Source organism: Mesobacterium pallidum (genome assembly GCF_019966535.1).
Classification (GTDB): domain Bacteria; phylum Pseudomonadota; class Alphaproteobacteria; order Rhodobacterales; family Rhodobacteraceae; genus Mesobacterium; species Mesobacterium pallidum.
Genome location: NZ_JAIMID010000009.1, coordinates 217,650 through 238,712, shown reverse-complemented (window position 1 = coordinate 238,712; position 21,063 = coordinate 217,650). Strand labels below are relative to the sequence as shown.

Sequence of the window (21,063 nt, the reverse complement as noted above, 5' to 3'; positions counted from 1 at the left end):
TCAACTCCAGGGTCGATTCGGCGCGTTCGCCCGAAGATAGCATGAAACAGATGGGTCGCATGTTGACAATATATGAAACAAATGAAACGCTCCGACTCGATTGTTTGATGACAGCACCCGGGGGGGCCACGCTTGCTCAGCAGTTTCGAGGAACGGCTCGCCTCCAACTACGAGGGGCTCAGCGCGCGCCTGCGGGAGGCGGGCGATTACATCGCCGCGAATCCGCTGGACGCCGCGACCCGGTCCCTGCGGGCGGTGGCCGACCATTCGGGGCTGGCGCCGGCGACTTTCACGCGTCTGGCCAAGGCGCTGGACTACGACAATTTCGAAGAGTTGCGCGAGGGCATGCGCCGCCGGCTGCAACGGCAGCAGGCGAGTTTCGCCGCCCGTGCCGACGCGTTGCAGGACGCGGGCAACGAGACGCTGATCCAGAGCAACCGCGATGCCTGCATGCGCAACATCGACCGGCTGGCGGAAGAGATCGACACCGCCCGGCTGGGCGAGATCGCGGACCAGTTGCACAGCGCCCGGCGGGTGGTGGTGCTGGGCGGGCTCGGCTCGACCGGGGTCGCGGAATACACCGCCTACATGGGCAATTTCCTGGGCGATGGCTGGATGGCGGCGGGCCGCATGGGCGCCTCGATCGGGGCGGCGCTGGCCGATCTAGATGGCGCTGATGCGCTGATCGTCATCACCAAGCCGCCCTTTGCCGCCACCTCGATCCGCGCGGCGGAGTTTGCCAAGGCGCGGGGCGTCTACGTGGTGGTCATCAGCGACACCCATGCCTGCCCGGCGCTGCGCCATGCCTCGGCGCGGATCGTGGTGCCGACCGAAAGCCCGAATTTCTTTTCGTCCTACGTGGCGACCATGTTCCTGGTGGAAACGCTGATGGCCATGGTCGCGGCCCGCGCAGGACCTGCCGCGACCGACCGGATCGCGGATGTCGAGGGCGCGAACCGCGCCCTCGGAGAGGTCGTCGGCCTCTGACCAAGAAATCCCAAACCCAAACACATCAACGGGAGTTTACGATGACAAAGCAATTCAAACTGGGGATCGCGGCCTTTGCCACCGCGGCCGTCATGGCCCCGGCAGCCTTTGCCGAAGAGTTCATCACCATCGGCACCGGCGGTGTCACCGGCGTCTACTATCCCACCGGCGGCGCGATCTGCCGGCTGGTGAACAAGGGTCGCCGCGACCACGGCATCCGCTGCTCGGTCGAATCCACCGGCGGGTCGGTCTACAACGTCAACACGATCAAGGAAGGCGAACTCGAGTTCGGCGTCGCCCAGTCCGACATCCAGTACAACGCCTATAACGGCGTGGTGCAGTTCGAGGACGGCGCCTTTGATGGCCTGCGCTCGGTCTTCTCGGTCCACCCCGAGCCGTTCACGGTCGTGGCGCGGGCGGACGCCGGCATCACCACCTTCGACGACCTGAAGGGCAAGCGCGTCAACATCGGCAACCCAGGGTCGGGCCAGCGCGCCACGATGGAAGTGCTGATGGAAAAGATGGGCTGGACCACCGGCGATTTCGCCCTCGCGTCCGAGCTGAAGGCGGCCGAGCAATCCGCCGCACTCTGCGACAACCAGATCGACGCGATGGTCTACACCGTCGGCCACCCCTCGGGCTCAATCCAGGAGGCCACCACGGCCTGCGATTCCGTGCTGGTCGAGGTTTCCGGCGACGCGGTCTCCGCGCTGGTCGAGGAATTCCCCTTCTACTCGGTCGCGACGATCCCGGGTGGCATGTACCGGGGCAACGACAGCGACGTGACCACGTTCGGTGTGCGGGCCACGCTGGTCACCTCGGACGCGGTCTCCGAAGACGCGGTCTACGCGCTGACCTCGGCCGTGTTCGAGAACTTCTCGGACTTCACCGGCCTGCACCCGGCCTTCGCCAACCTGACGCCCGAAGAGATGGCGACCCAGTCGCTGTCGGCTCCGCTGCACGCGGGCGCTGCCAAGTACTACAAGGAAAAGGGCATGATGGAGTGATCCGTCACGCCTGACGACATGTCGGAGAGCGGCGCCCGCGTCGCTCTCCGGTTCCGGGGAGGGGACCCAACCTTTGCGCGACAACGGCCAGGAAAGGCCGGAACGGGAGTAGTCCATGTCAAACGTCGATAATTCGACCGGGAAGGCCGGCCTGAGCGAGGCCGAACTTCAGGAACTGGTCGCCGCCTCGGACAGCGGGGCGCGTGCCGTCCCCGGAACGATCGGTCTTTTCATTGCCGGCGTGGCGCTGGTCTGGTCCATTTTCCAGATACTGCTGGCCTCGCCCTGGGCGCCTTATCTGCTGCCGGGCGATCTGATCAACAACTCGCGCCAGATCCACCTGGCCTTTGCGATCTTCCTGTCGGCCATGGCCTATCCGCTGTTCAAGAGCGCGCCCAAGACCTATGTGCCGTGGTATGACTGGGTGCTGGCCATCGGCGGCGCGACCCTGGCGATGTACGGCTACATTTTCTACGACAAGATTGTCGGCAACGGCGGGCTGGCCGACGACACCGACGCGATCTTCTCGCTGCTGGGCCTCGTGCTGCTGTTCATCGCCGCCTATCGGACGCTGGGGCCGGTGATGGTGGCGCTGGCGGTCATCTTCCTGCTCTATGTGTTCTTCGGCGCGTCCGAGGTCGTCCCCGACCAGATCCGCTGGGCCGGCGCCTCGTTGCGCAAGGCCATGTCGCACATGTGGATCACGTCGGAAGGCGTCTTCGGCATCGCGCTGGGGGTCTCGACGCGTTTCGTCTTTCTCTTCGTGCTGTTCGGCGCGCTCTTGGACAAGGCCGGCGCGGGCAATTACTTCATCAAGATGGCCTTCGGTGCGCTTGGCCACCTGCGTGGCGGCCCGGCCAAGGCGGCGGTCGTCGGCTCTGCGGCCACCGGCCTCATCTCGGGCTCGTCCATCGCCAACGTGGTGACCACCGGCACATTCACCATCCCGCTGATGAAGCGGGTGGGCTTTTCCGCCGAAAAGGCCGGCTCGGTCGAGGTCGCCTCGTCCGTCAACGGCCAGATCATGCCGCCGGTCATGGGCGCCGCCGCCTTCCTCATGGTGGAATACGTGGGCATTTCCTATGTCGAGGTGATCACCCACGCCTTCCTGCCGGCGATCATCAGCTATATCGCGCTGGTCTATATCGTCCATCTCGAGGCGGTGAAGAACAACATGCCGACCATCGGCAACAAGGCCGTGAACATGATGAACACGGTGCTGGGGATGTTCTTCTTCTTCGCCGGCTTCGCGGCGCTGTGCTACATCACTCAATTCCCGGTCCGCTTCATCACCTCGATGGTGCCAGCCGGCTCGGGCTGGGTCCTCGCGGCGCTGCTGGGGGCGGTCTATATCGGGCTGCTCTACCTCGCCTCGACCGTGCCCGACCTTGAACCCGATGACCCGAATTCCGAGGTGGTCGAGCTGCCCGAGATCCCCAAGATCTACAAGTCGGGCCTGTACTACCTGCTGCCGATCATCGTGCTGGTCTACTTCCTGATGATCGAACGCAAATCGCCGGGCCTCTCGGCCTTCTGGGCGACCTTCCTGCTGTTCGGCATCCTGCTGACGCAGAAGACGCTTAAGGCGATGTTCCGGGGCGAGCCGAATGCCATCGGCAAGGTCAAGGACGGGCTCATGGACCTGGTCGCCGGCCTGATCGACGGCGCGCGCAACATGATCGGCATCGGTCTGGCCACCGCCACCGCCGGGATCATCGTCGGCACCGTGTCGCTGACCGGGATCGGGCAGGTGATGGCGGATTTCGTCGAGTTCCTGTCGGGCGGCAACCTGATCCTGATGCTGGTGCTGGTGGCGATCCTGTCGTTGATCCTTGGGATGGGCCTGCCGACCACGGCCAACTACATCGTCGTGAGCACGCTCATGGTGGCCGTGGTGGTGGAGCTGGGCGCGCAATCGGGCCTGGTGGTGCCGCTGATCGCCGTTCACCTCTTTGTCTTCTACTTCGGCATCATGGCCGACGTGACGCCTCCCGTGGGGCTTGCCAGCTTTGCGGCGGCGGCTGTGTCGGGCGGGGATGCGATCAAGACGGGCTTTACCGCGTTTTTCTACAGCTTGCGGACGGTGGCGCTGCCCTTCGTCTTCATCTTCAACACCGACCTGCTGCTGATCGACGTGACATGGGTGCAAGGCATCATCGTCTTCATCATCGCGACCATCGGCATCCTGGTCTTCACCGCCGCGACCATGGGCTGGTTCCTCACGAAGAGCCGCATCTGGGAGACGGTGGCGATGCTGGTCATCGCCTTCGCGCTCTTCCGGCCGGGGTTCTTCATGGACATGATCCAGCCGCCCTACACCGCCATCGAACCGGCCGCCTTCGAAGAGGCGCTGGAGGCCGCGCCGGTGGGCCGCGACCTGCGGGTGGTGATCTCGGGGCCGGATTTCGACACGCTCGAGATGAAGGACCTCACCGTGGTGCTGACCGTGCCCGAGGAAACCGGGCCCGCGCGGCTTGACGCCCTGGGGCTGGCGCTGGTGCCGGATGGCGAGATGGTCGCGCTGGACGAGCCGATGTTCGGCACGCCGCTGTCCGACCAGCTGTCGTCCTTCGACTTCTACGGCGACACCCCGGTGCATATCTCGGCGGTGCAGGCTCCGGCCAACCAGTGGCCGAAGGAGCTGATGTTCATCCCTGCGCTGGCGCTGCTTGCGCTGATCGCCTTCCTGCAGTCGCGCCGCGCCCCGGCCGTCGCCGCTGCCCGTCAAAAAGGAGTTCCGGCATGACGGCCATCAACACGGTGCTCTGTGCCATCGACGTGAACCGACCCGAGACCGAGACGGATGTGCTGCAGCAGGCGTGGAAGCTGGCCAGCGCCGAGGGCGCGCAGCTTGACGTGATCACGGTGGTGCCCGATTACGGCATGTCGGTGGTCGGCGGCTTCTTCGAGGGCGATCACACCTCGAAGGCGGTGGAAAAGGTCAAGGGCATGCTGTCCGCGCTGACCACCGCCGCGCTGGGGCAGGAGGTGTCGGGCAAGATCCGGCATCTCGTCGCGGTCGGCAAATCCTACCAGGAGATCCTGCATGTCGCCTCGACCGACAAGGCCGATCTGATCGTGCTGGGCGCCCATGCGCCTGACCTCAAGGATTACCTGCTGGGCCCGACAGCCGCGCGGGTGGTGCGCCATTCCAAGACCTCGGTCTACGTGGTGCGCTAGGCCGCGCAGGGGCCCGAGGATTGACGACACCAAACGGTCGCGGCATGAACCCTGTTCATGCCGCGATTTGTCTTTAAGGTCGGGCCTGTCCGCGCCGCAGGAGACCGCGCCATGAAAGTCATCGCCGATACCAGCCGCCTTGTGGCCGACGGGATCATCACCGAGGCGCAGGCCCTAGAGATTGCCGCGCGGGGGCGCGAGGCGATGGTGGCGCGGGCGATCAATACCCTGCTGTGCCTCGGCATTCTCGCCGCGACCTCCGGGCTGATCCTCTGGCTGGCCGATGCGCTGGCGGTGGCGATCTGCGGTACGCTGACCCTCGCGGGCGGCCTTGCGCTGCTGGCGCGTGGCCCCGAAAGCCTGCGCATGTTCGGCAATGCCGCCGCGCTGATCGGCGCGGGCATGCTGATGGGCGGCGGCGCGATCGAGCTGCTCGGGCGGCACGAGGACATCGCGGGCCTTGCCATGACCGGCCTTGGCGCCGCCATCGCCGCGCTTTCGGTCTGGACAGGGCGCCGGCTGGGGAGCCTTGCGGGCTTTGTCACCGGGGCGATCCTGCTCATGGGGCTCGCGCTGCACATTGGCGGGCTGGCGCTGCTGCTGGCGCAATCCGACGCCGAGGGGCTGCCGGTTGCGCTATTTTACCTTTATGCCGCTGCAGTGCTGGCCGGGGCGGGCTGGCTGACCGACGTGCGCCTGGTCACGGCGCTGGCGATCCTGCCCTTTGCCCAGGCGCTGGACACGGGCACGTTCTACATGCACGCCGCCTATGTCTTCGTCTCGCCCGAGCCGACGCTGTCGATCCTGCAGATGGCGGCGCTGATTGCCGGCTGCCTTTGGGTATCCACCCGTGCAGACGACCGGATCGCGCGCCATGCCGGGATCCTGGCGCTGCTCGGGTTCGTCGTTGCGAACCTGTGCGCGCTGGTCGGCTCGCTCTGGGGCGACGTGGTGGGAGAGACGATCTGGGGCCCCGGCCGCTATGCCGATTACAATGATTGGGACGCCTATTCGGCCGCACAGGAGGCGTTCCGCGCGCAGGCGCTGACGATTTCCGAAGGGGTCTATTCCGTGCTTTGGGCGCTGGCGCTTGTCGCCATGGTCGCCTGGGCCGCGCATCGCCACCAGCGGGGTCTTTTCAACGCCGCGATGACCTTTGGCGCGATCCACGCCTATACCCAGTTGTTCGAAAGCTTCTGGGACAAGCCGCTGGCCTATGTCATCGCCGGTCTGACTGCGATCCCGCTGGCCTGGGGGCTGATGCGGCTGAACCGCTGGATGGTCGCCCGGGCCGCGTGACAGGAAAAGGCCCCGCCAAAGCGGGGCCTTTCCTTGGTTTTCGCGGTCGCTCAGGCGACGAGGATGTCGTCCAGCAGGCCCGTGTTCACGGCCAGCGAGTCGAAGGTCAGCGTGGCCCCGGTGTCGAGCGTCAGCACCAGCGCCCCATCGACCACCGCGCTGCGCGCGTCGAGCGTGGCCTGGTCCAGAGCGCCGGCCCAGAGCGCGGCGTCGAAGGTCAGCGCATCCTCGGCCAGCACGAAGTCGGTGATCGTGACGTCGCCCATGGCCGCGCCAAAGACGAAGCTGTCCGCGCCCACGCCGCCGGTCAGCACGTCGTCGCCCGCAAGCGAGCCGATCGTGTCCGCCCCGCCGCCGCCAAAGACGGTGTCGTCGCCCGTCGCGTCATCGCTGTCGATCCAGGTGTCGAAACCGATCCCGAGGATGGCATAGTCCGACCCGAGCCCGCCGGTGACCATGTCGTTGCCGTCGTTGGCATAGATCTCGTCCACCCCGTCGCCGGCATAGATCGTGTCGTCGCCCTTGCCGCCCTGGATGAAGTCGTTGCCAAGACCGCCAAGGAACAGGTCAGCCCCGCCGCCGCCGTAGATCTCGTCATCGCCGGCGCCGCCGGTCACGGTGTCCGACCCTTCAACGCCGAACTCGGCCGTGTCGTAGAACACGTCGTTGCCGCTGTTCAGCACGATGTCATCCGCGCCAAGCCCGCCAAAGACCACGTCATCGCCGGTGCCTGCATCGACCGTGTCGGCGCCCGCGCCGGCCATGACCGTGTCGTCGCCGCCCAGCGCCGTGACAAGGTCGTCACCCGCGAAGGCCTGGATCAGGTCGTCTCCCTCGGTACCGATCAGCGTGTCCGCATCCGCCGTGCCGACCACGGGGGTGACCGACGGATTCTCGCCCGCGCCGGGGTTGGCCAGCAGGAAGTCCTCGCCCAGTTCCAGCTCGGTCGTGATGCCGGTGAGCGTGGCGATCAGTTCGGGCGTTTCGGCCAGGTGAACGCCGTCCGCGTCGAGCCAGATCTGCAGGTCGCCGCCCACCACCATCTGGCTGATGCGGAAGTCGAAGTTCGTGTCCGTGACGCCGAGGTTGATGAGGCCGATGGCATCCTCGCCCAGGGTGAAGTCGGTGATCGTGCTGGCCGTCAGCACGCCGGACACCGAGGAGCCGTAGGTCAGCACCATCAGATCGGACCCGCTGCCGCCCGTGAAGGTGTTGGACCCGAGACCCACCAGGTAATCGTCCCCGGCGGTGCCCATGATGGTGTCACCGGCGTCGTGCAGGGCGATTTCCTCGTAATCCACCAGCAGCTCGGCGCTGTAGATCGTCGCCGGCTTGATGTCGCCCTTGATGTAAACGGCCATGTCGAAGCCCGAGCTGTAGTTCATGCCGTTGATCGACACTTCGCCCGGCTTGTCCTGCCATCCGGCGCTGATCGACAGCGGCACGGCGGGCGCGCCCCAGTCGAGCATGTTGAGCACCGTCTGCGTCTCGGACCCGACGTCGTACTTGACCTCGTCCTGGGTCGGAGGCGGCGGCAGGCTCGGATCGGCGGGGATCACCACCGAGGGCAGATCCTGGCCGTACTTGTCCGATTGCAGACGCCAGCGCGGGCCGGAGCCTTCGTAGGCGGTGCCATCCTCGTTCAGCACAGGCTCGAACGGTTCGCGGTCCATGGTTGTGTACCAGGCGTTGGTGAACCCGGCCGCGCCGTCGCCGGCGCCGATGGCCGCGAGGTCCCCGGCGGCCCATTGGTCGGCCATCCAGGCATCCTTGAGGATCGTGCCCGCCGGATAGAGTGTGCCGTCGCCGGAATAGTAGTCATCCGTGGTCACCCAGACCTCGCGCGTGCCCTTCTCGGGTTCGGCCGGGTCGGAATAGTCGCTGATGATCTCGTAGGTCGGCAGGGTGCCGATGGCGGCTTCGTTCTCGAAATCCTCGGGGCGGACCTGGTCGTTGGGGTTGTTGGTGATCGAGTGATGCACCACCAGTTCCGACGCGGTGACCTGGAACAGCTTGCGCACGCCGGTGCCTTCGTCCCGGTCGTCCCATTCGTCCGGCAGGTCAAGCGTCGCCTCCATCCGCAGGTCGTTCGGCTTCTTGATCGTGTTGCCCCAGCGATAGAGCAGCTTGCCGTCGTCCTTGACGGTGACCGAATAATCGGTGCTGGCCGCGATGTTGTGGCTGATCTCGGTCTCGTTCGGGGCCAGGACGTCCTTGATGTCGGCCACGCCGTCGCCATTGGCGTCACCGGCCAGCGCGATGGCATCGACCATGGCCATGCCGTCATAATCGCCGCCGATCACGAAAAGATCGTTGTCGAGTGGGTAAAGCGCGTCCGGGTCGCCCGGGTAGCGCTGGTCCGACAGCACGTTCTGCATGACCACGTAATGCTCGGTCGAGGCCTTGACGGTGTTCCCGCCGAGGCCCGCCAGCCAGGTGCCCAGCAGGGCTGGGGTCTTGAAGGTGTCGGTGGGCGAATCCGACAGGACAAGGCCCGCCTGCACACCCGCGATCATCAGATCGCCCGCCCAGCCTTCGGCATAGTCGCCGTCCAGCACCTTGACCGAGGCATCGGTGAAATCCTCAACGTAATAGCCGAATTCGCTGTCGATCGGGTACAGCGTGACGCCGTCCGCGATCTTGGTGCCCGAAGCGCCGGTGGTGTCGAAGACCGACAGCGGATTGGCCGCGTTGCCGATGGTCATGCCGCCGAAGGTGACGGTGATGTCGGCCGTGCTGAAGACATGCGACGAGGTGAACAGCGGATCGGTCAGAAGCGGTTCATCCCAGTCCTGGACGTTTTCGATATTGATAGGCGTTGCCATTGCGTCTCTCTTATATGTGGCGTTCCGTCAGGAACGGTCTGCGCGTCACGCCGCCCGGCCCGCCGCCAGATCGCATCGCGTCGGGGCCCCGCGACAGCGGACGGCCCGTCACCCATTCTGCCGGCCCGAAGGGGTCGGCCGCGATGCAATCATGTTCAGCGTGTCAAGCGCGCAACCCGATAATGTCGCTGGGAAACCTGGGGGCGGATCGGCATCCGTCCACCGGTTTCAAACCCCCTCCAGTTCGCTATCGGCAGGGTCACAATATCCAGCGGGCGGGTCGTCTCATTGATTTACATCAAGTTATTTGAATATTTTAAGGACTGGGTGTTCAGCAGCGTTCCCCGTGCCGGATCGATACGGTGCCGGATGCGGAAATGGCGACCGCCGCGCCCGGAAAAGGGTCGCGGCGGTGCAGCCAGCCAACGGGGAGAGGGGTGTCAGCCGGCGACGGGTTCGGCCTGGCCCAGCGGGCGCGACCAGGCGTCGTAGCCATAGACCCAGTCGGCATTGCCGGGGCCCTTGAGCCATTCATTGGCCAGCGAATTGCGTTGCACCTCGGCGGTGCGCGGCGTGCGTTCGGCCTCGTAGGTGGCGAGTGCCTCGGTCACGCCCGCGGGGCCGACGCCCTCGAGGCAGCGCGCCAGCACCACCGCATCCTCGATCGCCATGCAGGCGCCCTGGGCCATGAAGGGCACCATGGGATGCGCCGCGTCGCCCAGGATCGTGGCATGGCCACGCGACCAGGTCGGCATCGGCGCGCGCACGTGCAGGGCGCTGCGGGTGACCTCGGTCACGCACTCCAGCAGGGCGCGCACCTCGGGGTGGAAATCGGCATAGGCCGCGCGCAGCTCGTCCGGGTCGCCGGGCAGGGTCCAGCCTTCCTCGGTCCAGCCCTCCTGCGGGGTGGTGGCAAAGATGAAGACTTCCTCGCCCCGGGTCAGCGGGAAGACGACGATCTGCCGGTCGGAGGTGTCGCCCCACCACTTGGTGAAGGCGTCGAGGTCTTTCGCGTCCCCGGCCTGCGCGCGCGGGATCACGGCGCGGTAAGACACGAGGCCGGTGAACTCGGGCGCATCCGGCCCCCAGAGGGATTCGCGCACGCGGCTGTGGATGCCGTCGGCGCCGATCACCAGGTCGAAGCTGTCGCACGTGCCGTCAGCGAACAGAACGGTCGCCCCGTGATCCTCCACCTCGACCCCGGCGATGCCGCGGCCCAGGTGGTGGCGGTCATGCGGCACCCGCTCGGCCAGGGCGGCCAGCAGGTCGCCCCGGTGCAAGGTCAGCTGCGGCGCGCCGTATTTCTCCTCGGCCGCCGCGCTCATCGGCAGGCGCGAGGTTTCCTCGCCCGTGATGCCGTCCCGGCTTATCCGGTGCGTGGGCCGCGCGGCGCCGTCGCGCAGCGTCTCGCCCAGGCCCAGCCCCAACCCGTCCAGCGCGTGAACGGCGTTCGGCGTGAGGTTGATGTCGGCCCCGACCCGGGCCATGGCGCGGGCCTGTTCAAAGACCTGAACGTCATGGCCGGCGCGGGCCAGCGCGATGGCGGCCACCATGCCGCCGATGCCGCCGCCGCAGATCGCGATGCGTAGATTGGGCATGTGTGTCTCCCCTGTGGTGGCCCGCCCCGAGGGGCCGGTCTTGCGTGATGACCCGCCCCGCAAGAGGGGCGGGCGGGGCCGATCAGGCGGCCTCGAACGTGACGGTTTCCGGCTCGGCCGAGCCGACCAGGTACCAGACGGTCGCGGCCTGCGCGCCGTTGTTGCGGAACCAGTGCTTGCGCCCGGCGGGGGTTTTCACCAGGTCGCGCGGTCCCAGCTCGGTCTCGACCGTTTCGCCGTCCTCTTCCCAGCCGACGATCAGCGAACCTTCGAGCACGAGGAAGGCATCTTCCACGTCGCGCACGAAGGGTTTCACGCCCACGCGGGACGGCACGCCCAACATCTCCTTGCGGCAGGTGTCGGTCTCGACCCCGCCCGGGCCGCAGTAGATCTTGCGGGTAAATCCGGCGTCATCCCAGATCGTCTCAAGCTCGGAATGGCGCACGACGTACTTGGACATCAGCTGCTGCAGCGGATGGCTGCCCTTGCGGTCGAAGGGCAGGGTCTTGCCCGGCTGGGCACCGAAGGTGCGGGCCAATTCCGGCGCGCAATCCTTGGGGTGGTAATGGTAGACCGGCGGCAGGGGCTTGCCCACGTCCACGCTGATCGACATGACGACCGGCTCGGGGCCATCGACGCGGAAGCCATGGCCGATCTCGCGCGCGTTCAGGATCATGTCCTTGGGGCCAAGGTTCACCTCGACCACTTCGCCGTCGCGTTCCCAGCCGACGATCAGCGCGCCGTCAATGATCAAGAAGCTTTCCTCGATCTCGTGGCTGTGGCAGGCGGCGTATTTCCCGGTTTCCTTGTAGATCAACGACAGGGTGAAATGGTCGGGCTTGAGGGTCTGGGTGTCGCCCACCTTGGGCGAGCCGCCGGCGCCGATATAACGCATCTGGGCGCGCGCCAGCTCATCGAAACCGGCGTTCGACGGGAAGGCGTTCCAGTCGAACTGCTTGTCGGTAAAGCGCCCGGTATGGGCGGCCAGCGCGTCGGCCAGCGTGGGGAAGTCCTGTTCCTGGATGGTCATGGCGTCGTCCTTTCGCGGTTGAACTCATGTCTTGCTTGGGTCTAAACCTACGGCAAATGCGTTTTGCAGAGAACGCGGCGTTTTACTGGCAAAGCAGGAAGCCCGATGTCCGAGACCGTCGACAGCCCCGCCGCAAGCGAGGATCGCTACCTGGTTCCGGGCCTCTTGCGCGGGCTCAACGTGTTGAAATTGTTCACCCCCGACCGGCCGTCCTGGTCGCTGAAAGAGATTGCCGAGGCGCTGGGAATCACCCGCTCGGCCGCGTTTCGCACCGTCTACACGCTGGCCGAGACCGGCTGCCTGTTGCATGACGACCGGGCACAAAGCTACGCGCTGGGGCCGGGGGTGCTGCGGCTGACCTATGGCTATGTCGCCACCCGCGAGATCGTCGAGATCGCGCAGCCCGAGCTCGAGCGCTTGCGCGACCGTTCCGGCTGGTCGGCGCATCTGGGCGTGCTTGACGGCGCCTCGGTTCTCTATGTGCTGCGGGCGCCGGCGCGGTCGGCCACGACATCGATCGTGCAGGTGGGCAGCCGCTTGCCCGCGAAAGGCACGACGTTGGGGCGGGTGCTGTTGGCGGGGCTGTCGGAGGGCGAGATCATCGACCGCTTGCGCGGCGAGACGCGGGGCAAGGGGCCGACGCTGCCCGCGTTGGTCAAGCAGGCCAGGCTGGATGCCAAGGCCGAGGCGATCATCCACGCGGGCGATTTCGAGGCCGGCATCGTCTCGGCCGCGGCCCCCGTTCGCGACATGACCGGCGCCGTGGTGGCCGCCATCAACATCACCGCGCCGCAGACGGCCGAGGCGGAGGCCGAGCTGCGCGGCGCCCTGCGGGCCGACCTGATCGAGACGGCGCGTCGGATCTCGCGGCTCATGGGCCATGACGGCAAAGCCTGACTATTTCGGGAAATGCCCCATCATCGCCGAAAGCCGCCGCGCGGCTTCGCAGACGCCATCGGCGATCTTCTGGCGGCTGTCCGAGCCTTCCTCGAAATAGGCCTGGGGTCCCGAGAGGCTGATCGCCGCCACCGGCAGGTCGGTCTGGTCCAGCACGACGCAGGAACAGGACCCGATCCCTTCCTCGAAAAACGCGACTGACCAGGCGATCCCGGCCGCGCGGTCCTTGGCCAGCTGCGTTTGCAGGCTGTCGATGGTGGTCGGCGTCTGGTCGGTGATCGCGGCGAAATCGTATCCGGCGAGCAGCGCGCGCACCGCGTCGGGGGGCATATGTGCCAGGATCATCCGGCCCATGACCGTGGCATAGGCGGGCAGGCGGCTGCCCTCGCGAATGTTGGAGATCAGCTGCGCCTGTGGGGTCTCGCGCACCAGCACGATCACGTCGGTGCCAGACAGGACCCCAAGATGCGACGACAGCCCCGTCTCGTCCGCCAGCCGCTGCAACACGGGGCGCGCGGCGCGCACGATGTCGCGACTACCCAGCAGGCTCGAGGCGAGTTCCAGCACGCCGAAGCCCAGCACGTAGCCTTCGCCCTCGGGCGCCTTCTCGATCATCTCTTCGCGTTCGAGGGTGTGGAGCAGCCGTAAAAGGGTGGTGCGATTGATCTCGACCGCCTTGGACGCCTTGGACAAGTTCCGGCAACGGTTCCCGGCCGCGATGTAACGCAAGAGCGCCAGCGCCCGGGTCACGGGCGGCACGTCATAGGTCTTGCTCGCGGGCTTGTCGTCCAAATCCTCGGGCATGGTGTGCGCGCTATCCGGGCTCATCTCGTTATGCCTTCCTTCTAGTAAGGGGCGAAAGCGGCACCAAGCCGCTTTGCACCGGTCCTTGGCGTGGGCGCCTCATAGATGCGCAATTGCCTCAATTTCAACCATGAGGGCCGGGTCCACGAAACCGCTAACCTCGGCCATGGTCGCGGCGGGCAGGGGGCCGGTGAAAACCTCCTTGCGGGCGCGCGTCACCTCGGCCCGTTGCGACATGTCGATGACAAGGACGGTGATCTTGGTCACGCGGGTGATGTCGCTGCCCGCCGCCTCGACCAGCGCCTGGACGCGGCGCAGCGCCTCGCGCGCCTGGTCGTACATGGTCATCTCCGCAAGACCCTCGGACCCGCCCGCATGCTGGCCCGAGACATAGACGACCCCGTCGCAGACCACGGCGTTCGAGAACAGGCCCGGCACGGCGGCCGGGATGCCGGGGGCGGTCACTTCGCGCAGCTCACCCATTGGATTTGCGCTCCGCATCTTCGCGCGCGAGACGCTCGCGCACGGGGATGAAATCGTAGGTCGGGAAGAACTCGGTCTCGAACACGCCCCAGGCGCGGCGTTCCAGTTCCACGTTCACTTTCGGCAGAATCTCGGGCGGCATGCGCAGGGTGACGACCTGGCCGATCCCCATGACCACATTCCAGCTAAGAATTTCAGCACCCTTCGGCGGAAAGCCGGTCCACCAATCCTGTTCGGACAGATGCGATTGAATCTGCTCGAGATTCTGGGACTGGTCGTGCTTGAGAAAGACCGTGAGCATGATCGTTTCGCTCATTCTTTCCACCTCCTGTTTCTGGGTCTCGTTGCGAAAGTTCTTGATCAGCATAGCCCGAATCGGCATGCTTGCAAATAAGAACAACACGTTCATAAATGAACAAACGCAAACACCAGCACCCAGCCAGGGGAGACAGCACGATGCAGGATCCAGCCCTGAAAAATCAGTCCCGCGGCCGTCCGTTGACCGAGGCCGAACTGGCCTTCGCCAACGCGCTCGAGCGGATCTACGAGACCGGCCTTCATGACTTCGCCAAGGTCGTCGACAAGCTGAACGAACGCGGCGACGCGCGCCCCTCGGGCGAGACCGGGGCCTGGACGCTCGAGGTGTTCGAGGCCGAGCTGAAAGCGATCAACGCCTCCCATGACGCGGCCCATGCCGAACATGGCATCGGCGCCTGAGACAGGAGAGAGACGATGCAAGTGCAGGAAAAAGGCCGCGACCGGGTCGACGATTACATCAGCCGCGGGCTGCGCGGCTTCTGGGTGCCGGTGGCGACCTCGGTGCAGGTCAAGACCGGCAAGCCGCTGGCGCGCAAGATCGCCGGTGAACAACTGGTCATGTGGCGCGACGGCAAGGGCAAGGTCCGCTGCGTCGAGGATTTCTGCCCCCACCGCGGCGCCAAGCTGAGCCTTGGCGTCGTGCAGGACGGCAACATCGCCTGCCGCTACCACGGTGTGTCCGTGGACGGCGAGGGCGTCGTGGCCCGCGTGCCCGCCATGCCCGATTGCGCGCTGGAAGGCCGCAAGGCGCTGACCCACTACGCCTGCGAGGAAGCCGGCGGCGCGATCTTCATCTACCTGCCCTCGGCCGACCGGCCCGAGGCGCCCGCCTTTGTGCCGCCCGTGGAATTCACCAACGGCGAATGGCAGGTCTTCCCCTGCATGGTGCACTGGGATTGCTCGTACCGCCTGTCGCTCGACAACGCGGCCGACCCGATGCACGCCAGCTACCTGCACAATGACAGCTTCACGCTGGCCTACGGGTCCAAGCAGGACACCATGAACCTCGACCGGACCAAGGACGGCTTCGTGATCGAGCGGGTGGGCCAGAAGGGCGTCAACCTGGACAGCACCGAGGTGGTGATGGACGAGGCCACGATGTTCTTCCGCCTCGACATCCCGTACCCCGATGGTGCCGGCCCGGGCGGCCCGTTCCGCATCATCGGGTTCGCCGTGGCGATCGACGAGCACACGCATCACTCCTTCTTCTGGCGTTGCCGCCAGGTGCAGGGGTTGGCCGCGGAAAGCTGGCGGTTCCTCTATCGCGCCTTCCTCGAAGACCGGCACTGGTTCGTGCTGGAACAGGACCGCGAGATGCTGGAATCGATCCCCGAAGACGCCCGCCGCCGCGAGATGCTCTACCAGCACGACATCGGCGTCAGCCGGCTGCGGCAGATGATGGTGCGCCGCGCGAAAGAGCACTTCAAGGCGCTCGACGCGGCCGAGGCGGCCAAGAGCCAGAGCGCGTGATGAAGGACGCGCCGCTCACCCCGATCCCGGCCGCCGAGGTGGTGGGGGCGCTGACCGTGCCCTTCACCCCCAAGGAGGCCGTGGACCTGCGGGACCGGCGCGTCACCGGCGCGCTGGACCTGCGCGGGCGCGAGCTCTGCGGCTTTGACCTTTCGGGCAGCCTGTTCGAAGGGCCGGTGCTGCTGGACGGCGCGACCACCCGGGGCCTGTCGTGGCTGCGCGACTGCCGGTTCGAGGCCAAGCTCTCGGGCGAGGGCGCGCGGTTCGGCAACGATTTGCGGCTCGACGGGTCGGTGATCGCCGGGGAGCTGAGCCTCAGCAAGGCCGAGTTCTGGGGCGCGCTGGTGCTGGACGGGGCCGAGGTGCAGGGCACCGCTTTTCTTGATGCGATGCAGGTGCTTGGCAGCCTGTCGATCCCCGGCACGCGCTTTGCCGCGCCGGTGTCGATGGAGGGCACGGATGCCTGGGGCGGGCTGTGGGCGCAGGGCGCGCGCTTTGCCTCGCGGCTTAACGCCACCGGCATGGAAATTCACGGACGGACATGGCTGCGCGATGTCCGCATGGGCGAGGGGACGGGGCTGACCCGCCTCACCTCGCAGCTCACGCTCTACGGCTACCTGTGGAGCTGAGGACGCAACGGACAACAGGGAACGCGACATGACATCCAGCCTGGAACTCAAAGGGATCACCAAGGTCTTTACCGACCGCAAGACCGGCCACCAGGTGCGCGCGGTCGAAGATATGAGCTTTTCCGTCGCCGCCGGGGAACTGGTGTCGGTCGTCGGGCCCTCGGGCTGTGGCAAGTCGACGATCCTCAACATGGTGTCGGGGCTCTATGCGCCGACCGAAGGCGAGGTGCTGATCGACGGCGAGAAGGTCGTGGGCACCCGGCCCGAAGTCGGCTTCATGCTGCAAAAAGACCTGCTGCTGCCCTGGCGGTCCATCGTCAAGAACGTCGAGTTCGGGCTGGAGGAAAAGAAGATCTCCAAGGCCGAGCGGCGCGAGCGCGCCATGCTCGAGCTGGAAAGGATGAAGCTGGCCGAGTTCGCCGACAAGTACCCGCACCAGCTGTCGGGCGGTATGCGGCAGCGCGCGGCGCTGGCCCGGACGCTGGTGATCGAGCCCGACATCATCCTGCTGGACGAGCCGTTCTCGGCGCTCGACGCGCAGACCAAGCTGGTGCTGCAACGCCACTTCGCCCGTACCATCGCCGAGGCCGGCGTGACCTGCGTTCTGATCACCCACGACCTGAACGAGGCCGTCATCATGTCCGACCGCGTGGTCTGCATGTCGGGCCGGCCGGGCACGGTGGTCGATGAATTCCCGATCGAGCTGGGCAACCGGACCGACCCGCTTGCGCGTTCGATGGAATCGAAATGCGGCAATTACGTCAAACGCTTGTTCGATCTTCTTCATCTCGAGGATCAAGCGGCCTGAGCCGCGGAAACGCTGGGGCAGCTGCGCGCTGAACCCGGTTCACCAAATCCGGCCCGACAGGGGGGCCGGCCAACAAGGAGCAAAAAGATGACTTTCGGATTTCTCAAAGCGGCCGCTCTGGCCACGGCCACGGCTCTTGCGACGGTACCGGCCGCATGGGCGGCTGAGCTGGAAAAGGTCAGCTACCTCTTCCCGGCGCCCGACTTCCTGCCGGCCTTCACCCCGTTCCAGGTGGCCCGCGCAAAGGGCTACTACGAAGAAGAAGGGCTCGACGTCAGCTGGGCTGTCGGCAAGGGCGGCGCGGACGTGGCCAAGCAGGTCGCGGTCGGCAATGCGGACCTTGGCGGCGGCATCGGCGACACCTCGATCATCGTGCGCCCGAACGGGCTGCCGGTGAAGGCCGTGGCCCTGCTGGGCGGCAAGGCACTGGTGCAGATCGTCATCCGCGAGGACAGCGGGGCGGCGGATATCGCGGGCCTCAAGGGGCACCCGGTCGGCGTGCTCGCCTTCCAGGACACCACCTTCTACAACCTGCTTGCCGCGCTCTCCTCGGCCGGCCTGACGCGCGATGACGTCGATGTGCGCGCCGTCGGCCCGGCCGGAATGGTGCAGCTGATGATCTCGGGCGATCTTGACGCCATCGCCGGCACGCCGGACTGGGCCGCCTCGATCGAGGATGCGGGCGTGCCGATCAAGATCATCCCTATCAATGACCTGTTTCCGGCCATGGCGCAGGCCATCCTCGCCTCGGACAAGATGATCGAAACCCGCCCCGAGGTGGTCAAGGGCTTTGTCACCGCCACCCTGCGCGGAATGGAAGACGTGATGACCGACCCGGCCGGTTCGGCCGAGCTGCTGGAAGGCTTCCTGCCGCAGTTCGAGGGCAAGGCCGCCATGCTCGAAGACCGCATGCGCCGTTACACCGAGCTGGTCTATGCCACCGACGAGGGCCAGACCATGGGCGCCTTCGAGGCCGACCGCGTGCAGACCGTGATGGATTTCTACGCCGAGGCCGGCATCATCAGCGAAAAGCTGCCGCTGGATGACGTCTACACCAACGCCTTCGTGGGTGCGGAATAATGGCCATGGCAGACACGCAAACGAAACTCGCACCGGACCCGAAAGGGTCCGGCAGCGGCCCGGGCCGGCAGGCGACGACCTTCCTTGGCCTGCGTAACACCCTTGGCGGCAACCAGACCGAGATTGCCGCCATCATCGGCCTTGGCGTCATCGTCATCGCCATCTGGGAATTCCTGCCGCCCGCGCTCGGGCTGCCCCGCTACATCATCCCGACCTTCTCGGATTGCATGGCCGAATTCGGCCGCCTTGCCGCGCGCGAGGACCTGCTGCGCCACTTCATGTCGACGCTGACCTCGGCGCTGCTGGGCTTTGTCCTGGGCGGCCTGCTGGGCGCGGCCTGTGGCTATCTGCTGGGCATGTCGCGCCTGATGGAGCGGGTGCTCTCGCCCTACATCCTTGCGCTGCAGATCGCGCCCAAGGTCGCCTTTGCGCCGCTCTTCATCATGTGGTTCGGCTACAATTCGATCCCCAAGCTGCTGGTGACCGTGCTGATCGTGTTCTTCCCGATCCTCGTGAACGTGCTTCAAAGCATGAAGACGGTGGACCGTGACCTCGTGAACCTGGCCCGCGTCTACTCGATGAACCGCTGGACGATCTTCCGCAAGATCGAGGTGCCGTCCTCGCTGCCGAACCTCTTTGCCGGTCTGCGCATCGGCGCCACGCTGGCCGTGATTGGTGTCACGGTGGGCGAGCTGGTCGGCGGCAACACCGGGCTCGGCTTCCTCATCACCTATGGCGAGGGCCAGGCCAACACGGCCATGGTGTTCGACGCGATCATCCTGCTGACCGTCATCGGCGTCGCGCTCTATTTCGCCGTCGCCGCCGTCGAAAAGCGCGTGCTGCACTACCTCGTCCGCGAGGAGCACTAAGCGATGCCCGCCGCCGCCCCCCTGACCGAAGACCGCGCCGCCGGGATCGCCTTTTGGCGTCGCCCGGGGCCGGGCCGGGTTCTGGTCTGCCTGCATGGCATCGGCTCGAACGCCGGGTCGTTCCGGCCGATGCTGGATCACCTGCCGGCCGGTTGGGACGTGATCGCCTGGAACGCGCCGGGTTATGGCGGCTCGGAAGCGCTGACCGCCGAATGGCCGACCGAGGCCGATTATGCCGCCGCGCTGGGGCGCTTCCTTGATGTGCTGGGGCTGGGGGCGGTGACGCTGCTGGGCCATTCGCTGGGCACGCTGATGGCGGCGCGCTTTGCTGCTGACGCGCCCGAGCGGGTCGATACGCTGATCCTCGCCGCCTCGGCCTGTGGCCACGGCAAGGTGCCGGGCGACCTGTCGGAGGCCGCCGCCGCCCGCATCGCGGCGATTGACCTCAAGGGCGCCCGCGCGGTGGCCGAGGATCGCGGCCCACGCCTGCTGGCCGACCCCGAGGGGCGCCCCGAGGCGAAGGCCCGCGTGGTGGACGCCATGGCGCAGGTGACGATGCCGGGCTACGGGCAGGCGGTGAAGATGCTCGCCTCTGGCCGGCTGGTCGACAGCCTTTCGCGCGTCACCGCGCCTGCCATGGTCATCTGGGGCACCGGCGACATCATCACCCCGCGCGCCCAATCCGAGGCGGCCGCCGCGGCCCTTGGCACAGAGATTCACGAGATCCCGGGCAGCGGACACGCCTGCCACGTGGAAACCCCCGCAGAGTTTGCGGCCGCGCTTCGGGCCAGCCCCGAGCCCACGGCCCCCCGCAAGAAGGAATCCGTCCAATGAACACTCCGACAGCACGGGTCGGTCATCTGCGCAGCGTCGTCATGCGCGCGCCGAACATGACCGCCACCAAGATGTTCTACGTCAACGACTGGGGCCTGAAGATCGCCAAGGAAGGCGACGGCATCGTCTACCTCGCCGCGACCGGGGCCGAGCCCTTTGTCTACGGCCTCAAGGACGGCGACACCTACGGGCTGGACTACATCCATTTCGGCATGCCCGACCGCGCCAGCATGGATGCGCTGCATGCGCAGGTGCTGGCGGCGGGTGCCCATGTGCTTTGCGCGCCGGCGGTCTTCGACGACCTCATCGGCGGCTACGGGTTCGAGATGCTCGACCCCGATTTCCGCCGGCTGCGTTTCACCACCGAGCTCGAGATGAAACCGTCCGAGCCCGAGTTCGCCTATCCGCGCAAGATCACCCATTGCGTCATCAACACCCCCGACATGGAGGGTGTCGAGTCCTGGTATCGCGATGTTCTGGGCTTTCGGGTCTCGGATTATTCGGCCGACCAGATGGTCTTCCTCCGCTCGGCCTCGGACATGGAGACGGTGGATCACCACTGCATCGCGCTGGTCCGCGCGCCCTATGCCAGCGTCAACCACGTCGCCTTCGAGATGGCGAGCATCGACGATTTCATGCGCGGCATCGGCCGTATGCGCCAGAAGGGCCAGGTGCCCAGCTGGGGGCCGGGCCGTCACGGGCCGGGCGACAACCCGTTTGCCTATTTCGTCTCGCCCTCGGGTTTCGTGATTGAGTTCACCTCCGAGGTGCAGCAGATCGACGAGGCGACGCACGAGGCGCAGGTCTGGCCGCGCGACGTGCCCGAAAAGATGGACCAGTGGATGACCGCCGGCCCGCCGACGCCGGCGCAGCGCGCGGTGATGATGGGGCGGCCAGACCCGGGCTTCCCGCCGTCGAACGCCTCCAAGGACGCGGCGGAATAAG

The 21,063-nt window shown here is 66.5% G+C and carries 20 protein-coding genes; 14 read left to right on the top strand and 6 right to left on the bottom strand.

The window, feature by feature from the left end; translation table 11 throughout:
• Nucleotides 1–132 precede the first annotated feature (132 nt).
• The 5 genes from MF270_RS15075 (at nt 133) to MF270_RS15055 (ending at nt 6,473) form a co-directional block, all read left to right on the top strand.
• Entirely contained in the window at nt 133–987 is an 855-nt protein-coding gene (locus MF270_RS15075; RefSeq protein ID WP_238366726.1) for a MurR/RpiR family transcriptional regulator, read from the top strand.
• A gap of 41 nt (nt 988–1,028) precedes the next feature.
• Nucleotides 1,029–1,994 (top strand): TAXI family TRAP transporter solute-binding subunit, encoded by a 966-nt coding sequence (locus tag MF270_RS15070; RefSeq protein ID WP_238366725.1) that lies wholly within the window; start codon nt 1,029–1,031, stop codon nt 1,992–1,994.
• A gap of 115 nt (nt 1,995–2,109) precedes the next feature.
• The gene (locus tag MF270_RS15065; RefSeq protein ID WP_238366724.1) at nt 2,110–4,740 is read left to right on the top strand and encodes a TRAP transporter permease; all 2,631 of its coding nucleotides are present in this window, start codon (nt 2,110–2,112) and stop codon (nt 4,738–4,740) included.
• Nucleotides 4,737–5,174: a universal stress protein gene (locus MF270_RS15060; protein WP_238366723.1), complete on the top strand. Its 438-nt coding sequence runs from the start codon at nt 4,737–4,739 to the stop codon at nt 5,172–5,174. The genes MF270_RS15065 and MF270_RS15060 overlap by 4 nt, the downstream gene beginning before the upstream one ends.
• A 111-nt stretch (nt 5,175–5,285) precedes the next feature.
• The gene (locus tag MF270_RS15055) at nt 5,286–6,473 is read left to right on the top strand and encodes a hypothetical protein (protein WP_238366722.1); all 1,188 of its coding nucleotides are present in this window, start codon (nt 5,286–5,288) and stop codon (nt 6,471–6,473) included.
• Between the two features lie 50 nt (nt 6,474–6,523).
• Here MF270_RS15055 and MF270_RS15050 read toward each other — a convergent pair whose 3' ends face one another.
• From MF270_RS15050 to MF270_RS15040, 3 genes are all read right to left on the bottom strand, one after another.
• Nucleotides 6,524–9,298: a calcium-binding protein gene (locus MF270_RS15050; RefSeq protein WP_238366721.1), complete on the bottom strand. Its 2,775-nt coding sequence runs from the start codon at nt 9,296–9,298 to the stop codon at nt 6,524–6,526.
• A gap of 440 nt (nt 9,299–9,738) precedes the next feature.
• Nucleotides 9,739–10,896: an FAD-dependent monooxygenase gene (locus MF270_RS15045; RefSeq protein WP_238366720.1), complete on the bottom strand. Its 1,158-nt coding sequence runs from the start codon at nt 10,894–10,896 to the stop codon at nt 9,739–9,741.
• An 82-nt stretch (nt 10,897–10,978) separates the two neighbouring features.
• Nucleotides 10,979–11,926, bottom strand: a complete 948-nt coding sequence (locus MF270_RS15040) for a cupin domain-containing protein (RefSeq protein ID WP_238366719.1) — start codon at nt 11,924–11,926, stop codon at nt 10,979–10,981.
• Nucleotides 11,927–12,031: 105 nt separating this feature from the next.
• On the opposite strand from MF270_RS15040, the gene MF270_RS15035 reads away from it, so the two are divergent.
• Nucleotides 12,032–12,823 carry an IclR family transcriptional regulator gene (locus tag MF270_RS15035; RefSeq protein WP_238366718.1) on the top strand — a complete coding sequence of 264 codons (792 nt, stop codon included), beginning with the start codon at nt 12,032–12,034 and terminating at the stop codon, nt 12,821–12,823.
• Here MF270_RS15035 and MF270_RS15030 read toward each other — a convergent pair whose 3' ends face one another.
• The 3 genes from MF270_RS15030 to MF270_RS15020 all read right to left on the bottom strand — a co-directional run bounded on the left by MF270_RS15030 (nt 12,824) and on the right by MF270_RS15020 (nt 14,477).
• Nucleotides 12,824–13,627: an IclR family transcriptional regulator gene (locus MF270_RS15030; protein ID WP_238366717.1), complete on the bottom strand. Its 804-nt coding sequence runs from the start codon at nt 13,625–13,627 to the stop codon at nt 12,824–12,826.
• Nucleotides 13,628–13,726: 99 nt separating this feature from the next.
• Nucleotides 13,727–14,110: a RidA family protein gene (locus tag MF270_RS15025; protein WP_238366716.1), complete on the bottom strand. Its 384-nt coding sequence runs from the start codon at nt 14,108–14,110 to the stop codon at nt 13,727–13,729.
• Complete coding sequence (locus MF270_RS15020) at nt 14,103–14,477, bottom strand: hypothetical protein (protein WP_238366715.1); 375 nt, start codon at nt 14,475–14,477, stop codon at nt 14,103–14,105. Before MF270_RS15020 ends, MF270_RS15025 begins: the two co-directional genes overlap by 8 nt.
• An 89-nt stretch (nt 14,478–14,566) precedes the next feature.
• Between MF270_RS15020 and MF270_RS15015 the strand changes: the two genes are divergently transcribed.
• The 8 genes from MF270_RS15015 (at nt 14,567) to MF270_RS14980 (ending at nt 21,062) form a co-directional block, all read left to right on the top strand.
• Nucleotides 14,567–14,827: a recombinase-like helix-turn-helix domain-containing protein gene (locus MF270_RS15015; RefSeq protein WP_238366714.1), complete on the top strand. Its 261-nt coding sequence runs from the start codon at nt 14,567–14,569 to the stop codon at nt 14,825–14,827.
• 15 nt (nt 14,828–14,842) lie between these two features.
• Nucleotides 14,843–15,898 carry an aromatic ring-hydroxylating oxygenase subunit alpha gene (locus tag MF270_RS15010; RefSeq protein WP_238366713.1) on the top strand — a complete coding sequence of 352 codons (1,056 nt, stop codon included), beginning with the start codon at nt 14,843–14,845 and terminating at the stop codon, nt 15,896–15,898.
• Complete coding sequence (locus tag MF270_RS15005; protein WP_238366712.1) at nt 15,898–16,527, top strand: hypothetical protein; 630 nt, start codon at nt 15,898–15,900, stop codon at nt 16,525–16,527. Before MF270_RS15010 ends, MF270_RS15005 begins: the two co-directional genes overlap by 1 nt.
• Nucleotides 16,528–16,555: 28 nt before the next feature.
• Nucleotides 16,556–17,335 carry an ABC transporter ATP-binding protein gene (locus MF270_RS15000; protein ID WP_238366711.1) on the top strand — a complete coding sequence of 260 codons (780 nt, stop codon included), beginning with the start codon at nt 16,556–16,558 and terminating at the stop codon, nt 17,333–17,335.
• A gap of 87 nt (nt 17,336–17,422) precedes the next feature.
• Nucleotides 17,423–18,415 carry an ABC transporter substrate-binding protein gene (locus MF270_RS14995; RefSeq protein ID WP_238366710.1) on the top strand — a complete coding sequence of 331 codons (993 nt, stop codon included), beginning with the start codon at nt 17,423–17,425 and terminating at the stop codon, nt 18,413–18,415.
• Nucleotides 18,416–18,420: 5 nt separating this feature from the next.
• Complete coding sequence (locus MF270_RS14990; RefSeq protein WP_238366709.1) at nt 18,421–19,284, top strand: ABC transporter permease; 864 nt, start codon at nt 18,421–18,423, stop codon at nt 19,282–19,284.
• 3 nt (nt 19,285–19,287) lie between these two features.
• Nucleotides 19,288–20,118, top strand: coding sequence for an alpha/beta fold hydrolase (locus MF270_RS14985; RefSeq protein ID WP_238366708.1), 831 nt, complete (start codon nt 19,288–19,290; stop codon nt 20,116–20,118).
• On the top strand, nt 20,115–21,062 hold the full coding sequence (locus MF270_RS14980) for a VOC family protein (RefSeq protein WP_238366707.1): 948 nt from the start codon (nt 20,115–20,117) through the stop codon (nt 21,060–21,062). The genes MF270_RS14985 and MF270_RS14980 overlap by 4 nt, the downstream gene beginning before the upstream one ends.
• Nucleotide 21,063 lies beyond the last annotated feature (1 nt).